Genomic DNA, 18,328 nt, shown 5'->3' with positions numbered 1-18,328 from the left:
CTTGGCACGGTTTGGGACGGTGCACGTCAAAGTGAACCGCGCCAAGGGGGGCCCGAACGGGGGGCCAGGCAAGGTACCGTCGACATAAGGCAGCACCAGGAGCCGCTGGATTCGAAAACGTCCAGGCGTCTCCCAGGCGAAGGGGAAGCACACCGTGGCACGCATCGGTGACGGCGGCGATCTGCTCAAGTGCTCGTTCTGCGGCAAGAGCCAGAAGCAGGTCAAGAAGCTCATCGCAGGCCCTGGTGTGTACATCTGCGACGAGTGCATCGATCTCTGCAACGAGATCATCGAGGAAGAACTCGCGGAGACCAGTGAGGTCCGCTGGGAGGAACTGCCCAAGCCGCGCGAGATCTACGAGTTCCTCGAGGGCTATGTGGTCGGCCAGGAAGCGGCCAAGAAGGCGCTCTCCGTCGCCGTCTACAACCACTACAAGCGCGTTCAGGCCGGCGAGAACGGCGGCGGTCAAAGCCGCGAGGACGCCATCGAGTTGGCGAAGTCCAACATCCTGCTCCTCGGCCCCACGGGCTCCGGCAAGACGCTGCTGGCGCAGACCCTGGCGCGCATGCTGAACGTCCCGTTCGCCATCGCCGACGCGACCGCGCTGACGGAGGCGGGCTACGTCGGCGAGGACGTCGAGAACATCCTGCTGAAGCTGATCCAGGCGGCCGACTACGACGTCAAGAAGGCCGAGACCGGGATCATCTACATCGACGAGATCGACAAGGTCGCGCGGAAGAGTGAAAATCCGTCGATCACGCGAGACGTCTCCGGCGAGGGTGTCCAGCAGGCCCTGCTGAAAATCCTCGAGGGCACGACCGCCTCGGTCCCGCCGCAGGGCGGCCGCAAGCACCCGCACCAGGAGTTCATCCAGATCGACACGACGAACGTCCTGTTCATCGTGGGCGGCGCGTTCGCCGGTCTGGAGAAGCTCATCGAGTCGCGGGCCGGCGCCAAGGGCATCGGCTTCGGCGCGACGATCCGCTCCAAGCGCGAGCTGGAGGCCAAGGACCAGTTCGAGGACGTCATGCCGGAGGACCTGGTCAAGTTCGGCATGATCCCCGAGTTCATCGGCCGCCTCCCCGTCATCACCTCGGTCCACAACCTGGACCGCGAAGCCCTCCTCCAGATCCTGGTGGAGCCCCGCAACGCCCTGGTGAAGCAGTACCAGCGCCTCTTCGAACTCGACGGCGTGGAACTCGACTTCGAGCGCGAGGCCCTGGAGGCCATCGCCGACCAGGCCATCCTCCGCCAGACCGGCGCGCGCGGCCTGCGCGCCATCATGGAGGAGGTCCTGATGTCGGTGATGTACGAGGTCCCGTCCCGCAAGGACGTGGCCCGGGTCGTCATCACGGCGGACGTCGTCCACTCGAACGTGAACCCGACACTGATCCCGCGCGACGCGCGCGGACGCGGACCGGGCGAGCAGAAGACGGCGTAGCCGCAACCACGGACACACGAAGGGGCCCCGGTCAACCGACCGGGGCCCCTTCGCAGTTGCCGCTTCGGGCGTCAGGCCTCTTCAGTGCGTCAGGCCTTGACGCGGATCTCCGCGCGGACCTTCGTGGTGATGTCCACGGCGACATCCTTCTCGATGCCCTTGGTGGCGTCACCCGGCGACACCATCGCGATGGTGCTGTAGTCCGCCCACGCGCAGAACCAGTCGGTCTTCTCCTTCTTGGTGGCCGGGTCGGTGCCCTTGGCGGCCTGGCACTTCATGACCGCGCCGTCGAGGTCGACATCCTCGGGCTCACCGACCAGTTCGGTCGCGCCCACGCCGGAGGAGCTGGAGGAGGAGCTCTTCTCAGACGACTTCTTGAAGTCGGTGAAGAACTTGTCCAGCGCCGCCTCGGGGTCGGCGATCTCGCCGTAGGCGCCGAAGTACGTGATGCCCCTGGCCGTCGCGAGCTCGGAGAGGTCCGGCGTGGTGCTCGGGTCGCTGGGGTCGTAACCGCTCAGATCCGCGGTCGAGTAGACGCCCACCACGCTGTCGCCGTTCTTGACGCCGCTCTTCTCCAGGTCCTCGGCGGTGTCGTTGGACCCACCGATGCCCTCGCCGAGCTTGCTGGCCCGGGTGTACTCGCTGAGCAGCTTCTCCGGGGTCGCCAACTTGTGCGCCCCGTCATCCTCCAGGTTGCCCGCGCCGCCGCCGCTGCTGCCGAGGACGAAGTACGCGCCGACGCCGATCGCGACCACGACGGCCACCGCGCCGATGATCAGGCCGGTCTTCTTGCCGCCGCCACCTGGCGCCGGCGGCTGTGGCATGCCGTACGGCTGCTGGCCATAGGGCGGCTGCTGGCCGTAGGGCTGCTGGGGCGGAACGCCCTGCGGGGGCTGCTGGGGGTAGCCGTACCCGGGCTGGGCCGGCGGAGCCTGCTGGGGGTAGCCATAGCCGGGCTGGGGCGCCTGCGGCTGCTGCCCGTAAGGACCGGGCTGCTGAGGCTGCCCGCCGTACGGTCCGGGCTGCTGGGGCTGCCCGCCGTACGGGCCCGGCTGGTTGTAGCTCATTTCTGGGTTCCCCTCCAGATGCTTATGTGTTCCTGACATCCTGGCGCAGACACAGGCAACGCACGGCATCGGGGTGCCCACCGTTACAGAACAAAGGCGTTTCGGGACACCCCCGGGACACCCCTAAACTGAGCGGGTGACCGAGAACGCTCAGCAGCAGCCACCAGCGCCCGACACCGAACTGCCGACCCAGTACGCGCCGGCCGACGTAGAGGGGCCGCTGTACGAGCGCTGGGTAGAGCGCGGTTACTTCGAGGCGGACGCGAAGAGCGACAAGCCGCCGTTCACCGTCGTCATCCCGCCGCCGAACGTCACCGGCAGCCTGCACCTCGGGCACGCCTTCGAGCACACCCTCATCGACGCTCTGACGCGCCGTAAGCGCATGCAGGGCTACGAGACGCTGTGGCAGCCCGGCATGGACCACGCCGGTATCGCCACGCAGAACGTCGTCGAGCGCGAGCTGGGCAAGGAAGGCAAGTCCCGGCACGACCTGGGCCGTGAGGCGTTCGTCGAGCGCGTCTGGCAGTGGAAGGGCGAGTCCGGCGGGCAGATCAGCGGGCAGATGCGACGCCTGGGTGATGGTGTCGCCTGGTCCCGTGAGCGGTTCACGATGGACGAGGGCCTGTCCCAGGCCGTTCAGACCATCTTCAAACGGCTCTACGACGACGAGCTGATCTACCGCGCCGAGCGCATCATCAACTGGTGCCCCCGCTGTCTGACGGCCATCTCGGACATCGAGGTCGAGTACCAGGACGACGACGGCGAGCTCGTCTCCATGAAGTACGGCGACGGGGACGACACCATCGTCGTCGCCACCACCCGTGCCGAGACGATGCTCGGTGACACCGCCGTCGCCGTCCACCCGGACGACGAGCGCTACCAGCACCTGATCGGCAAGCTCATCAAGCTGCCCCTGACCGAGCGCTCGATCCCGGTCGTCGCCGACACGCACGTAGACCCGGAGTTCGGCACCGGCGCCGTCAAGGTGACCCCGGCCCACGATCCGAACGACTTCGAGATCGGCCAGCGGCACGAACTGCCGGCCATCACGATCATGGACGAGCACGCCGTCATCACCGCCCACGGCCCCTTCCAGGGCCTGGACCGGCTGGAGGCCCGCTCGGCCATCGTCGCCGCGCTGCGCGCCGAGGGCCGGATCGTCGCGGAGAAGCGGCCGTACGTCCACAGCGTCGGGCACTGCTCGCGCTGCAAGACCACCATCGAGCCCCGCCTTTCCATGCAGTGGTGGGTCAAGGTCGGCCCGCTCGCGAAGGCCGCCGGTGACGCGGTCCGCGACGGCCGGGTCAAGATCCACCCGCAGGAGATGGAGAAGCGGTACTTCGACTGGGTCGACAACCTCCACGACTGGTGTATTTCACGGCAGTTGTGGTGGGGCCACCGCATCCCGGTCTGGTACGGCCCGGAGGGTGAGGTCGTCTGCGTCGGTCCCGACGAGCAGCCGCCCACCGGCGAGGGCTGGCATCAGGACACCGACGTCCTCGACACCTGGTTCTCCTCCGGCCTGTGGCCCTTCTCGACCCTCGGCTGGCCCGAACAGACCGAGTCGCTCGCGAAGTTCTACCCGAACTCCGTCCTGGTCACCGGCTACGACATCCTCTTCTTCTGGGTCGCCCGGATGATGATGTTCGGCCTGTACGCGATGGACGGCACCCCGCCGTTCCACACCATCGCCCTGCACGGCATGGTCCGCGACCAGTTCGGCAAGAAGATGTCGAAGTCCTTCGGCAACGCGGTCAACCCGCTGGACTGGATGGACAAGTACGGCTCCGACGCCCTGCGCTTCACGCTCGCGCGCGGCGCCAACCCGGGTGTCGACGTCCCGATCGGCGAGGACTGGGTCCAGGGCTCCAGGAACTTCGCCAACAAGATCTGGAACGCGACGCGCTTCGCGCTGATGAACGGCGCGACGGTCGAGGGCCCGCTGCCTGAGCCGTCGGCGATGTCGTCGACGGACCGCTGGATCCTGTCCCGTCTGAACTCCGTCGTCGCCGAAGTCGACGCGTTCTACGAGGACTACCAGTTCGCGAAGTTGTCGGACGCCCTCTTCCACTTCGCGTGGGACGAAGTCTTCGACTGGTACGTCGAGTTGTCGAAGACGACCTTCATCGCGGGCGGCGAGGCGGCCGAGGTCTCCAAGCGCGTCCTCGGTGAAGTCCTCGACGTCACGCTGAAGCTGCTGCACCCGGTGGTCCCCTTCGTCACGGAGACCCTGTGGACCACCCTCACGGGCGGCGAGTCGATCGTGATCGCCGAGTGGCCGGCCGACAGCGGCTTCCGTGACCAGGGCGCCGAGCGGGAGATCGAGTCGCTCCAGTCGGTTATCACCGAGGTCCGCCGCTTCCGCGCCGACCAGGGCCTCCAGCCCGGCCAGCGGGTGCCCGCGCGGCTGACGCTGGACGGCACGGCGCTGGCGCCCCACGAGGCCGCCATCCGCCAGCTGCTCCGCCTCCAGCCCGAGGGCGAGTCCTTCACGGCGACGGCGACCCTCCCGGTCTCCGGCGCCGAGGTCGCCCTCGACCTCTCCGGCACGATCGACGTCGCGGCGGAGCGCAAGCGCCTCGCGAAGGACCTCGCCGCCGCCGAGAAGGAGAAGGCCCAGGCCAACGCCAAGCTCGGCAACGAGGCCTTCCTGGCGAAGGCCCCGGACAACGTCGTGGAGAAGATCCGCGGCCGCCTGGCGAAGGCGGAGGAGGACATCGCGCGGATCGCGGCGCAGCTGGAGCGCCTGCCGCAGGCGTAGCGGTTGGTACGGCTGTGAAGGCCCTCGGCGCTGCCAGGCGCCGAGGGCCTTCACGTACGTCAGGGGCGCGGGGCTGTATCGATATGCGGCTCCGCCGCGTGGGCGCGACCAGCCACGACTGGCCCGCTTCCGCCCGACGACCCACGACACCCCACTCCCTGGGCGCGCTGTCAGTCCCCCTCCGTAGACTGAGCCCGTGAGTGAAAGCGACGACCCCTTCGACGAGATCATCGCGGCCGAGACCGACCGGGACCCGGACCTCGCCGTCATCGAGGCCGGCAGCCGCACCCTGCGCACCCAGGGCGGCCCGCCGCAGGCCGACGTGCCCGCACGCCCCGAGGACCCCGAGGTCGACAAGGCCCTGCGCGAGGTCGAGACAGACCTGGCGACCCGCTGGGGCGAGACCAAGCTGGAGCCCTCGGTCAGCCGCATCGCCGCGCTCATGGACGTCCTGGGCGAGCCGCAGCGGTCGTACCCCTCGATCCACATCACCGGCACCAACGGCAAGACGTCGACCGCCCGCATGATCGAGGCCCTCCTCGGCGCCTTCGATCTGCGCACCGGCCGCTACACCTCGCCGCATGTCCAGTCGATCACCGAGCGGATCAGCCTGGACGGCACCCCGATCTCCGCCGAGCGCTTCGTCGAGACATACCACGACATCAAGCCGTACATCGAGATGGTCGACTCCTCGCAGGAGTACCGCCTGTCCTTCTTCGAGGTGCTCACGGGCATGGCGTACGCGGCCTTCGCCGACGCGCCCGTCGACGTCGCTGTCGTGGAAGTGGGCATGGGCGGCTCCTGGGACGCCACCAACGTCATCGACGGTGACGTGGCCGTCGTGACGCCCATAGACCTCGACCACACCGACCGGCTCGGCAGCACCCCCGGCGAGATCGCCACCGAGAAGGCGGGCATCATCAAGCAGGACGCCACCGTGATCATGGCCCAGCAGCCGGTGGACGCGGCGCAGGTGCTGCTGAAGAAGGCCGTGGAGGTCGACGCCACCGTCGCGCGCGAGGGCCTGGAGTTCGGGGTCGTCGCACGTCAGGTCGCCGTCGGCGGGCAGCTGGTGACCCTGCGCGGACTGGGCGGTGAGTACGGCGAGGTGTACCTGCCGCTGCACGGCGCGCACCAGGCGCACAACGCCGCCGTCGCCCTCGCCGCCGTGGAGGCGTTCTTCGGCGTCGGCGCCGCACGGGCCGAGCCGCTGGACATCGACGCCGTCCGCAAGGCCTTCGCGGCCGTCGCCGCACCGGGCCGGATGGAGGTCGTACGGCGCTCTCCGACCGTCGTGCTCGACGCCGCCCACAACCCGGCCGGCGCGCGGGTCACCGCAGACGCGATCGGGGAGGCCTTCGACTTCAGCCGGCTGATCGGTGTCGTCGGCGCGAGCGGCGACAAGAACGTGCGCGGGCTGCTCGAGGCCTTCGAGCCGATCTTCGCCGAGGTCGTCGTCACACAGAACTCCTCCCACCGCGCCATGGACGCCGACGAACTGGCCGCGATCGCCGTCGAGGTGTTCGGCGACGAGCGCGTGCAGGTCGAGCCACGGCTGCCGGACGCCCTGGAGGCCGCGATCACACTGGCCGAGGAAGAGGGCGAGTTCACCGGCGGCGGTGTGCTCGTCACCGGGTCCGTCATCACGGTCGGCGAAGCCCGGCTGCTGCTGGGGAAGGGCTGAGTCCCACGATGCGTACGCTCTGTTCCTCGACCCTGATCGGCGAGTTCTTCGTCATCGGCTTCGCCGGTCTGGTCGCCATGAAGGATCCCGACCTCGCCATGTCCACGGTGTGGACGGTCAGCGGGATCGCGATGTTCCTGTGCCTGCTGCTGTGCGGCCTGGTGACCCGCCCCGGTGGCGTCGCCCTTGGCTGGGCGCTGCAGATCGCGCTCATCGCGTCCGGCTTCATTGTTCCCACGATGTTCTTCCTGGGCGCGATCTTCGCGGCACTTTGGTGGGCTTCGGTGCACTACGGCAAGAAGGTCGACGAGGCGAAGGCGAGATTCGCCGCTCAGGCCGACTCCTCCACACCTGACGCTGCGTAACGGGCGCCTGGACACGCCCTGTAACCTCGTCCCACCGCACACCGGCAGTAAGAAGGAGCCCTTCCGTGACCCAGCGCACCCTCGTCCTGCTCAAGCCCGACGCAGTACGCCGCGGCCTGACCGGCGAGATCATCAGCCGTATCGAGCGCAAGGCCGGCTGGCAGATCACCGCGCTGGAGCTGCGCACCCTGGACCAGGAGACCCTGGAGCAGCACTACGGCGAGCACAAGGGCAAGCCCTTCTACGAGCCGCTGGTGGAGTTCATGGCCTCCGGCCCGGTCGTCGCCCTGATCGTCGAGGGCGAGCGGGTCATCGAGGGACTGCGCGCTCTCGCCGGTCCGACCGACCCGATCGCCGCCGCGCCCGGCTCGATCCGCGGTGACTTCGGCGTGATCGTCCGCGAGAACCTCATCCACGCCTCCGACTCCGAGGAGTCCGCCGAGCGTGAAGTGAAGATCTTCTTTCCGGGCCGTGCGTAACACCTTCGTAGTTGAACGGAGAGGGTGCGGAGATTGAATCTCCGCACTTGAGTGCATACCAAATGCATATGCGTGGCGATCGAGGGAACGAGTGCCCCCGATGGCCCGTCTCCACAAGCGAGGCGACTCGCCATCTGCTGACAATGGCGAAGACCCTCCCGCAGTGTTCGTGCAGGCGCGTCTACGATGGAAGCCTTCACGTCACAGCACCCACTTCGCCGACCTGACAAGCCATCAAAAGCTCCCGGGAAGGCCAGACGAATCCTGATGGGGAACTCAATGTCGTTCATCGGCCGTGACATGGCTGTCGACCTCGGGACCGCCAACACGCTGGTGTACGTCAGGGGTCGCGGGATCGTACTCAACGAGCCGTCGGTCGTCGCGATCAACACCAACACCGGCGGCATCCTCGCGGTCGGTGCCGAGGCGAAGAAGATGATCGGGCGCACGCCCGGCAACATCGTTGCCGTCCGTCCGCTGAAGGACGGCGTGATCGCCGACTTCGAGATCACCGAGCGGATGCTCCGCTACTTCATCCTGAAGATCCACAAGCGTCGGTATCTGGCTCGTCCGCGGGTCGTCGTCTGTGTGCCCTCCGGCATCACGGGTGTCGAGCGCCGCGCCGTCATCGAGGCGTCGTCCCAGGCCGGCGCCCGGCAGGTGCACATCATCGAGGAGCCCATGGCCGCGGCCATCGGCTCCGGCCTGCCGGTCCACGAGGCCACGGGCAACATGGTGGTCGACATCGGCGGCGGCACCACGGAGGTCGCGGTCATCTCCCTCGGCGGCATCGTCACCGCCCAGTCCATCCGCGTCGCGGGCGACGAACTGGACAACGCGATCATCCAGCACATCAAGAAGGAGTACTCCCTTCTGCTGGGCGAGCGGACGGCCGAGCAGATCAAGATCACGATCGGTTCTGCGTACGACCTCGACGCCGACGAACACACCGAAATCCGCGGCCGGGATCTTGTCTCCGGGCTGCCGAAGACCGTCGTCATCTCCGCGGCCGAGGTGCGCAAGGCCATCGAGGAACCGGTCAACGCGATCGTGGACGCGGTGAAGACGACCCTCGACAAGTGCCCGCCGGAGCTGTCCGGCGACATCATGGACCGAGGAATCGTTCTGACCGGCGGCGGCGCCCTGCTGCGTGGCCTCGACGAGCGGCTGCGCCGTGAGACCGGCATGCCGATTCACATCGCCGAGGACCCGCTGGACAGCGTGGCGCTCGGCTCCGGCAAGTGTGTCGAGGAGTTCGAGGCGTTGCAGCAGGTGCTCGACGCCCAGCCGCGCAGATGACGTAACTCTTCGGTTCCGCCGTACGGGATGATCTCCTCTCGTACGGCGGATCGTTGATATAGAGGCATAAGCTCCCCGAAGAGCCGCGAAACCTTGCACACAGGCTCCTTAGACAAATCCCGCATACAGCGCCCTCGGCTTTACCGGGGGTTTCCCGAATTCCTACTGAGGAAGGGCACGGCCGCCGCACGTGAGGGACACACGAGAGAGCCGGCTGCTCCTGGTGCTGCTGATCGCCATCGCGTTCGCGTTGATCACGGTGGACATCCGCGGTGGTGAGGACTCCCCGGTCGACGGTGCCCGCCAGGCCGCTGCCACGGTCTTCGGCCCGATCGAGGACGGCGTGTCGGCCGCGGTGAACCCGGTCGGCAACGCGGTCGCCGCGATCCGTGACTCCGGCGAGCGCCACGACCGGCTCGCCCGGCTGGAGCAGGAGAACGCCGCCCTCAAGGCGAAGCTCGGCAGCGACGACCGCGATCGCAGCCGGCTGAACCAGCTGGACAAGATGCTGAAGATCGCGGGGAAGGGCCAGTACGGCATCAAGGGCGCCGAGGTCATCGCGATAGGGGCGGCTCAGGGCTTCTCCTGGACGATCACCATCGACGCCGGCGCGAACGACGGCATCCAGCGCGACATGACCGTCCTGAACGGCGACGGGCTGGTCGGACGCGTCACCACCGTCGGCCCGAACACCGCGACCGTGCTGCTCGCCAACGACCCCGACTTCACCGTCGGCACGCGCATGGAGTCCACCGACGAGCTCGGCTTCGCCTCCGGCCAGGGCGACCGCCCGCTGCGCGTCGAACTCCTCAACGGCAAGGCCGAGGTGAAGAAGGGCGACCGGCTCGTCACCTTCGGCTCGCAGGCCGACAAGCCGTTCGTGCCCGGCGTCCCCGTCGGATACGTCTCGCGTGTCGACCCCTCCGGCGGCGACCTGACCCGGACCCTGTACGTCACGCCGTACGTCGGCTTCTCCAAGCTCGACATCGTCGGCGTCGTCGTCCAGGCCCCCACCAAGGACCCGCGTAACACGGTCCTCCCCGACAAGCCCCGGCCGACCCCGACACCGACCGTGACGGTCACCGTCACGCCGGGCGCCGAGACGCCGGGCGACGGCCAGGACCAGCCGCAGGCGGACGGTCAGAACCAGCCGCAGGCCGACGGTCAGAACGAGCAACCCCGGGTCGACGGCGAGGATCCACCGCCGGACGACGGACAGAACCAGTACGAGCAAGAGCAGTAGGAGCTGAAGCCCCATGCGCGTCAACCGAATCCTGCTCTCCTCCGCTCTGGTCGTCGTCGCCCTGGTGCTCCAGGTCAGCGTCCTGTCCCGGCTCCATCTCCCGGGCGCCGTCCCCGACCTGCTGCTGCTCACCGTCCTGGGCCTGGCCATGGTCTACGGCCATGTCGGCGGCGCCCTCGTCGGCTTCGGCGCGGGTCTGCTCGCCGACCTCGCCCCGCCCGCCGACCATGCCGCCGGCCGCTACGCGCTGGTGCTGTGCGTCATCGGCTACCTCGTCGGGCTCATCAAGCCGGACAACGGCCGGCTGAAGTCGGCCACCGGGCCGATGGTCGTCGTGGTCGTCGCCGCGATCGGCGCGACCATGCTGTACGCGAGCGTCGGCGCCCTCGTCGGAGACACCGCCGCCCGCCATGTCGGCCTCGGCAGTCTGCTGTTCACGGCCGCCCTGTACGACCTGCTGCTCGCTCCGTTCGTCGTGCCCGGGATCATGGCACTGGCCCGGCGCGCGGAGAACGACCCGCTGGCCGACACCAACTCCCAGGCGAAGAAGGCCGACATCTCCTCCGGCTGGCTCTCCGGCGGCACCGGCCTGCGCATCGGCGGCCAGCGCGGCGGGCTGGGCGCTCTGAAAGTGAAGGCGCGCACGGCCCGCACGGCCCGCGCCGGGCGCATCAAGGGGGTCAAGCGGCTGTGAGGGCAGGGGAGTTCACCCGGAAGAGTGAGTCCAGAAGGAACCCGGTCGTGAGGGCCGGTCGTTCCTCACTCGAACGCACACAGTCGTATCCGCACAGGTACTCGCACCGGTACTCGTACTGAGAGGGGGAGGCAGCGCAGTGACCAACATCCCGGAGACCGGGCGGACGCCACGCGTCCAGATCCGGCTCATCGTCATCCAGATCCTCGTCCTCTCGCTCCTCGGCACCCTCGGCGGCCGCCTGTGGTACCTGCAGATCCGGGAGGGCGACGCCTACGCCAAGGAGGCGTCCGGCAACCACGTACAGCAGGTCGTCCAGCCCGCCGTGCGCGGCTCGATCCTGGACGCGCGCGGAGTACCCCTCGCCGACAACGAGACCCGGCTGGTGGTCTCCGCCTCCCGCACCGACCTGCTGAAGATGCCGGACGACGGCGATGCCGTCCTGGCCAAGCTGGCCGGCGTGCTGGGCATGAAGCCCAAGGAGGTCATGGAGAAGGTCCGGCTGTGCGACGCCAAGACGCCCCAGCCCTGCTGGAACGGCTCGCCGTACCAGCCGATCCCCATCACCGACGAGGCCACCGCCAAGCAGGCCCTCCAGATCCGTGAGCGCGCCGAGGACTTCCCCGGCATCACCGCCGAGCCCCAGGCCCTCCGCCGCTACCCGGCCCCCGGCAAGTCCAACACCGCCCAGGTCCTCGGCTACCTCTCCCCGGTCACCGACGAGGAGCTCCAGCAGGCCCAGGACACCGACTCGCCGTACCTGCGCTCCGACCAGGTCGGCCGCTCCGGTCTGGAGCGCAAGTACGACAAGGAGCTGCGCGGCAAGGCCGGCGTCACCCGCTACGAGGTGGACAACCTGGGCCGCGTCATCGGCGAGGCCCAGGCCGACGCCGCACAGCCCGGCTCCAACCTGGTCACCAGCATCGACGCCCGGGTGCAGCGGGTCGCCGAGTACGAGCTGAACGACGCGATGAAGAAGGCCCGCCAGGAGTGGGACCGCAACACCAACGAGCCGTACAAGGCCGACTCGGGTGCGGTCGTGGTGATGGAGGCCAAGACCGGCCGCATCGTCGCCATGGCGTCCAACCCGACGTACGACCCCAACGCCTGGGTCGGCGGCATCTCCGCCAAGGACTACAAGACGCTGACGGGCAAGTCCTCCAACTACCCGCTGCTCAACCGGGCGATCCAGGGACAGTCGGCACCCGGCTCGATCTTCAAGGTCGTCCCGACGGCCGCCGCGGTCAACGCCGGCTACTCCTTCGACGGCCCCTACCAATGCTCCAGCTCGTACTCGATCGGCAGCCAGGTCTTCAAGAACTTCGAGTCGAAGGGGTACGGCCCGATCAGCCTCGGCCGCGCCCTGGAGGTCTCCTGCGACACCGTCTTCTACCGGCTCTCCCACGAGGAGTGGAAGCGGGACGGCGGCACCAAGCCGAAGAAGAACGCGAACGACTGGTTCTACAAGACGGCCCACCAGTTCGGCCTCGGCGCGGAGACCGGCATCGACCTGCCCAACGAGGTCACCGGCCGCATCCCCGACCGCCAGTGGAAGCAGGACTACTGGAAGGCCAACAAGGACGCCTGGTGCAAGTACGGCAAGAAGGACGGCTCGTACGCCGAGAAGATCGCCTTCGAGAACTGCCTCGAAGGCAACCGCATGCGCGCCGGTGACTCCGTCAACTACTCCATCGGACAGGGCGACACCCTCGTCACCCCCATCCAGATGGCCACCATCTACTCCGCCATCTCCAACGGCGGCACGCTCTACGACCCCACCGTCGGCAAGGCCGTGGTCAGCGCCGACGGCAAGGCGGTCCAGGAGATCAAGCCCAAGTCCCACGGCAAGCTGCCGATAAGCCGCAAGACGCTGGCCGAGATGGACGACGCCCTCGCCGGCGTCGCCACCCGCGGTACCGCCGCCTGGCGGTTCGCGGACGTCGGCTGGCCGCAGGACAAGATCGCGATGCACGCCAAGACCGGTACCGCCGAGGTCTACGGCAAGCAGACGACCTCGTGGTTCGCCACGTACACCAAGGACTACTCGGTCATCATGACCATCTCCCAGGGTGGTACGGGTTCCGGCGCCTCGGGTCCGGCCGTACGCAACATCTACGACGCGCTGTACGGCGTCTCCGACGACGGCACGATCAACAAGAAGAACGCGCTGCTGTCCACGCCGCAGAAGAGCCTGCCGAAGGTCCGCACCGACGGCACCATCACCTCGCCGAAGGTCTCCAAGGACCCGGCGAAGGAACAGCGGGCGGGCCAGGAGGGCGAGAAGGCGCCGGACGAGCAGCAGCTCGCCGGGACGGTGGCGACGCCGACGGCCGAGAACCGCGACACCCGGCGCAGGCGACGAGGGGGCCGTAAGCGGGGAAGCCGGAGGATGCTCACATGACCGGCGCCAACAGTTTCCAGGTCTCCGGGTACGGGCCCGAGCGTGCGGGCTGGACCCGTCTGTTCGCCCGCGACTCGCTCGCCCGCCGGCTCGACTGGCCGATACTGCTGGCGGCGATCGCCCTGTCGCTGATCGGCGCGCTCCTGGTCTTCTCGGCCACCCGCAACCGCACCGAGCTCAACCAGGGCGACCAGTTCTACTTCCTGATCCGGCACATCCTGAACACCGGCATCGGACTGGCGCTGATGATAGGGACCGTGTGGCTGGGCCACCGGAACCTGCGCACGGCCGTGCCGATGCTGTATGGCCTCTCGGTCTTCCTGATCCTGCTGGTGCTCACCCCGCTGGGCTCCACCATCAACGGCGCCCACTCCTGGATCAAGCTGCCCGGCGGTTTCTCGCTGCAGCCCTCGGAGTTCGTGAAGGTCACGATCATTCTGGGCATGGCCATGCTGCTGGCGGCGAGAGTGGACGCGGGCGACAAGCAGTATCCCGACCATCGCACCGTGGTGCAGGCGCTGGGCCTGGCCACCGTGCCGATGCTGATCGTGCTGCTCATGCCCGACCTCGGCTCGGTCATGGTCATGGTGGTGATCGTGCTGGGCGTGCTGCTCGCGTCCGGTGCCTCCAACCGCTGGGTCTTCGGACTGATCGGTGCGGGGACGACGGGCGCGATCGCGGTCTGGCAGCTGGGCGTCCTGGACGACTACCAGATCGCCCGCTTCGCGGCCTTCGCCAACCCCGAGCTCGACCCGGCGGGCGTGGGCTACAACACCAACCAGGCGCGCATCGCGATCGGCTCCGGCGGGCTCACGGGTTCGGGGTTGTTCCACGGCTCGCAGACCACCGGCCAGTTCGTGCCGGAGCAGCAGACCGACTTCGTCTTCACCGTCGCGGGAGAGGAGCTGGGCTTCGTCGGCGGCGGGCTGATCATCCTTCTCCTCGGCGTGATCCTTTGGCGTGCGTGCCGGATCGCCCGCGAGACGACCGAGCTGTACGGGACGATCGTCGCGGCGGGGATCGTGGCGTGGTTGGCCTTCCAGGCGTTCGAGAACGTCGGGATGACGCTGGGGATCATGCCGGTGACGGGTCTGCCGCTGCCGTTCGTGTCGTACGGCGGATCGTCGATGTTCGCGGTGTGGGTGGCGGTGGGGTTGTTGCAGTCGATCCGGGTGCAGCGTCCGATGTCGGCGTGAGCTTTGTGCAGGACCGTTCGAGACCGGTTCCCGCTCGTCATCGTCCGTTTGCCTACGGTTCATGGCTGGTAAGCCCTGTCATCCCGCCCTGACTCCGATTAGATTCGGTTCATGGCGGACACGAAGCGCGAAATCGAGCGGAAGTATGAATCCGACGACAGCGGCCTGCCCGATCTGACCGGCGTCGCCGGGGTGGCTTCCGTCGTCGACAAGGGTGTCGCGGAGCTGGACGCCACGTACTACGACACCGCGGACGAGCGCCTCGCCGCGTCATCGATCACGCTGCGCCGCAGAACAGGCGGCTCCGACGCCGGCTGGCATCTGAAGTTCCCCGTCGCGCAGGGGGTGCGGGACGAGATCCAGGCCCCGCTGTCCGACGAACTGCCCGACACGCTCGCCGGGCTCGTCCGCTCCCGGGTCCGGGACGCCGAGCTGGTGCCGGTGGTCCGGCTGCGCTCCGACCGGGATGTGCGCCACCTCGTGGACGCCGACGGGGGGCTGCTGGCCGAGGTGAGCGTGGACGCCGTACACGCGCAACGGCTTGCCGGAGGGGACGGCAGTGCCCAATGGACCGAGATCGAGGTGGAGTTGGCCGACGGCGGCGACCCGGCCTTCCTCGACAAGGTGGAGAAGCGGTTGCGCAAGGCGGGAGTACGGCCTTCCGAGTCGGCGTCGAAGCTCGCGCGGGCGCTGGCCGAGACCGCTCCGAAGAAGCTCGCCGCCAAGTCCGTCGAAGACCTCGAGACGGCCGGCGACCACGTGCTCGCATACGTCCGCGCCCAGCGCGACGCGATCGTCGAGCTGGACCCCGCCGTACGCCAGGACGCCGAGGACTCCGTGCACAGCATGCGCGTCGCGACCCGACGGACGCGCAGCACCTTCAAGTCCTTCGGCAAGGTCCTGGACCGGGCGGTCACCGACCCGATCGGCGACGAACTGAAGTGGCTCGCCGGTGAGCTGGGCGTGGACCGGGACCGCGAGGTGCTGAACGAACGCCTGAGCGCGGCTCTCGAAAAGATTCCCCACACGCTGGTCTCCGGGCCGGTCGCCGAGCGGGTGAGCCACTGGGCCGGTGACAGGCCGGGCGGGGCGAGCGGCCGGCTGATCGGGGTCCTCGACTCCGACCGCTACCTGGCCCTGCTCAACACGCTGGACGCGCTGCTCGCCGAGCCACCGCTGCGCGAGGCGGCCGGGCAGAAACCCGGCAAAGTACTCCCCAAGACCGTGAAGAAGGATTTCGGGAAGGTCTCCGCGCTGGTCGAGCAGGCGGTGGAGCTGGACCCCGGCCACGACCGGGACGTAGCCATCCACGAGGCCCGCAAGAAGACCAAGCGCACCCGCTACGCGGCGGAGGCGGCCGTGCCGGCGCTCGGCAAACCGGCAAAGGACCTGGTCAAGACGATGAAGTCGCTGCAGAACCTGCTCGGCGAGCACCAGGACAGCGTCATGGCCCGCCAGACCCTGCGCGAGCTGTCCGCGGTCGCGCACGCGGCGGGGGAGAGCGCCTTCACGTACGGGCTGCTGTACGGGCGTGAGGAGCAGCGCGCGGCGGCCGTGGAGGCCGAGCTGCCCGGGTTCTGGGACGGGATCAAGAGCGGGACGGACGTCCTCTGAGCTTTCGGACGGACAAGGGGTGTCCGCGATCGCGTTAGGCTAGATGGTCACCCCTGTCAGTTCAGTCCAGCTCACGAAGGTTCGCGAGATGCCTGCCGAAGCCGCTGCGGTCACCGAGTCCGTGTTCCCGCAGCTCGAAGCTCTGCTCCCGCATGTGCAGAAGCCGATCCAGTACGTCGGCGGAGAACTCAATTCCACGGTCAAGCCGTGGGAGTCCTGCGACGTCCGCTGGGCGCTCATGTACCCGGACGCCTACGAGGTCGGGCTGCCCAACCAGGGCGTCATGATCCTCTACGAGGTACTGAACGAACAGGAGGGCGTCCTCGCCGAGCGCACGTACAGCGTGTGGCCGGACCTGGAGGCGCTGATGCGGGAGCACGACGTCCCGCAGTTCACGGTGGACAGCCACCGGCCGGTTCGCGCCTTTGACGTGTTCGGGCTCAGCTTCTCCACCGAGCTGGGCTACACGAACATGCTCACCGCCCTGGACCTGGCCGGGATCCCCCTGGAGTCCAAGGACCGCACGATCGACGACCCGATCGTCCTGGCCGGCGGCCACGCGGCCTTCAACCCCGAGCCGATCGCGGACTTCATCGACGCGGCGATCATCGGCGACGGCGAGCAGGCCGTGCTCGACATGACGAAGATCATCCGTGAGTGGAAGGCGGAAGGCCGCCCCGGCGGCCGCGAAGAGGTCCTCTTCCGCCTCGCGAAGACGGGCTCGGTGTACATCCCGGCGTTCTACGACGTGGAGTACCTCCCCGACGGCCGTATCGCCCGTGTCGTACCGAACAAGAGCGGTGTCCCGTGGCGCGTGTCGAAGCACACGGTCATGGACCTCGACGAGTGGCCCTACCCCAAGCAGCCGCTGGTCCCGCTGGCCGAGACGGTCCACGAGCGCATGTCGGTGGAGATCTTCCGCGGCTGCACGCGCGGCTGCCGCTTCTGCCAGGCCGGCATGATCACCCGTCCGGTCCGTGAGCGTTCCATCACCGGCATCGGCGAGATGGTCGAGAAGGGCCTGAAGGCGACGGGCTTCGAGGAGGTCGGCCTGCTGTCCCTGTCCTCGGCGGACCACAGCGAGATCGGCGACATCGCGAAGGGCCTGGCGGACCGGTACGAGGAGGACAAGATCGGTCTGTCCCTCCCCTCCACCCGCGTGGACGCCTTCAACGTCGACCTGGCGAACGAGCTGACGAGGAACGGCCGCCGTTCCGGCCTGACCTTCGCCCCCGAGGGCGGCAGCGAGCGCATGCGCAAGGTCATCAACAAGATGGTGTCCGAGGAAGACCTCATCCGTACGGTCGCCACCGCCTACGGCAACGGCTGGCGCCAGGTGAAGCTGTACTTCATGTGCGGCCTGCCGACCGAGACGGACGACGACGTGCTGCAGATCGCCGACATGGCGATGAACGTCATCGCGAAGGGCCGCGAGGTCTCTCGTTCGAACGACATCCGCTGCACGGTCTCCATCGGCGGCTTCGTCCCGAAGCCCCACACCCCCTTCCAGTGGGCCCCGCAGCTCTCCGCCGAGGAGACTGACGCCCGCCTGGAGAAGCTGCGCGACAAGATCCGCGGCGACAAGAAGTACGGCCGCTCGATCGGCTTCCGCTACCACGACGGCAAGCCCGGCATCGTCGAGGGCCTGCTGTCCCGCGGCGACCGCCGGATCGGCGCCGTCATCCGCGCTGTCTACGACGACGGCGGCCGCTTCGACGGCTGGCGCGAGCACTTCTCGTACGACCGCTGGATGAGCTGCGCCGACAAGGCCCTGGCGCCCTTCAGCGTCGACGTCGACTGGTACACCACCCGCGAGCGCACCTACGAGGAGGTCCTCCCCTGGGACCACCTCGACTCCGGCCTCGACAAGGACTGGCTCTGGGAGGACTGGCAGGACTCCCTCGACGAGACCGAGGTCGAGGACTGCCGGTGGACGCCGTGCTTTGACTGTGGGGTGTGTCCGCAGATGGATACGTCGATCCAGATCGGCCCGACCGGGAAGAAGCTGCTGCCTCTGACGGTCAAGAACGGTGGTCCGGCGCCGGCGTCGAGCGGTCATTCTCACTGACGTGAGCGGGGCACTC

General features: G+C 68.4%; 13 protein-coding genes. 12 read left to right on the top strand and 1 reads right to left on the bottom strand.

Annotation, left to right across the window (positions count from 1 at the left end; genetic code table 11):
• Positions 1-154 precede the first annotated feature (154 nt).
• Positions 155-1,441, top strand: coding sequence for an ATP-dependent Clp protease ATP-binding subunit ClpX (clpX, locus tag ACFQ6S_RS19310; RefSeq protein ID WP_274238923.1), 1,287 nt, complete (start codon positions 155-157; stop codon positions 1,439-1,441).
• An 89-nt stretch (positions 1,442-1,530) separates the two neighbouring features.
• Here clpX and ACFQ6S_RS19305 read toward each other — a convergent pair whose 3' ends face one another.
• Entirely contained in the window at positions 1,531-2,508 is a 978-nt protein-coding gene (locus tag ACFQ6S_RS19305) for a hypothetical protein (RefSeq protein ID WP_383410745.1), read from the bottom strand.
• Positions 2,509-2,644: 136 nt separating this feature from the next.
• Here ACFQ6S_RS19305 and ACFQ6S_RS19300 point away from each other — a divergent pair, with 136 nt between their 5' ends.
• From ACFQ6S_RS19300 to ACFQ6S_RS19250, 11 genes are all read left to right on the top strand, one after another.
• The gene (locus ACFQ6S_RS19300; protein WP_383410742.1) at positions 2,645-5,269 is read left to right on the top strand and encodes a valine--tRNA ligase; all 2,625 of its coding nucleotides are present in this window, start codon (positions 2,645-2,647) and stop codon (positions 5,267-5,269) included.
• A gap of 196 nt (positions 5,270-5,465) precedes the next feature.
• On the top strand, positions 5,466-6,953 hold the full coding sequence (locus ACFQ6S_RS19295) for a bifunctional folylpolyglutamate synthase/dihydrofolate synthase (protein ID WP_383410739.1): 1,488 nt from the start codon (positions 5,466-5,468) through the stop codon (positions 6,951-6,953).
• Between the two features lie 8 nt (positions 6,954-6,961).
• On the top strand, positions 6,962-7,318 hold the full coding sequence (locus ACFQ6S_RS19290) for a DUF4233 domain-containing protein (RefSeq protein ID WP_147999241.1): 357 nt from the start codon (positions 6,962-6,964) through the stop codon (positions 7,316-7,318).
• 65 nt (positions 7,319-7,383) lie between these two features.
• Entirely contained in the window at positions 7,384-7,797 is a 414-nt protein-coding gene (gene ndk, locus ACFQ6S_RS19285) for a nucleoside-diphosphate kinase (RefSeq protein WP_030052239.1), read from the top strand.
• 279 nt (positions 7,798-8,076) lie between these two features.
• Positions 8,077-9,096: a rod shape-determining protein gene (locus ACFQ6S_RS19280; RefSeq protein WP_004931372.1), complete on the top strand. Its 1,020-nt coding sequence runs from the start codon at positions 8,077-8,079 to the stop codon at positions 9,094-9,096.
• A 190-nt stretch (positions 9,097-9,286) separates the two neighbouring features.
• Positions 9,287-10,339 (top strand): rod shape-determining protein MreC, encoded by a 1,053-nt coding sequence (gene mreC, locus ACFQ6S_RS19275; RefSeq protein ID WP_383410735.1) that lies wholly within the window; start codon positions 9,287-9,289, stop codon positions 10,337-10,339.
• A 13-nt stretch (positions 10,340-10,352) separates the two neighbouring features.
• On the top strand, positions 10,353-11,033 hold the full coding sequence (gene mreD, locus ACFQ6S_RS19270) for a rod shape-determining protein MreD (protein ID WP_383410732.1): 681 nt from the start codon (positions 10,353-10,355) through the stop codon (positions 11,031-11,033).
• 139 nt (positions 11,034-11,172) lie between these two features.
• On the top strand, positions 11,173-13,434 hold the full coding sequence (gene mrdA, locus ACFQ6S_RS19265) for a penicillin-binding protein 2 (RefSeq protein WP_383410730.1): 2,262 nt from the start codon (positions 11,173-11,175) through the stop codon (positions 13,432-13,434).
• Entirely contained in the window at positions 13,431-14,630 is a 1,200-nt protein-coding gene (gene rodA, locus ACFQ6S_RS19260) for a rod shape-determining protein RodA (RefSeq protein WP_383410727.1), read from the top strand. Before mrdA ends, rodA begins: the two co-directional genes overlap by 4 nt.
• Positions 14,631-14,741: 111 nt before the next feature.
• Entirely contained in the window at positions 14,742-16,244 is a 1,503-nt protein-coding gene (locus tag ACFQ6S_RS19255; RefSeq protein WP_383410724.1) for a CHAD domain-containing protein, read from the top strand.
• An 88-nt stretch (positions 16,245-16,332) separates the two neighbouring features.
• Entirely contained in the window at positions 16,333-18,312 is a 1,980-nt protein-coding gene (locus ACFQ6S_RS19250) for a TIGR03960 family B12-binding radical SAM protein (RefSeq protein ID WP_383410721.1), read from the top strand.
• Positions 18,313-18,328: the final 16 nt, after the last annotated feature.

Source organism: Streptomyces sp. NPDC056479 (assembly GCF_042795335.1).
Classification (GTDB): Bacteria; Actinomycetota; Actinomycetes; order Streptomycetales; family Streptomycetaceae; genus Streptomyces.
Note: the sequence above shows the minus strand (reverse complement) of the source record. Positions and strands in the feature narration are given on the sequence as shown.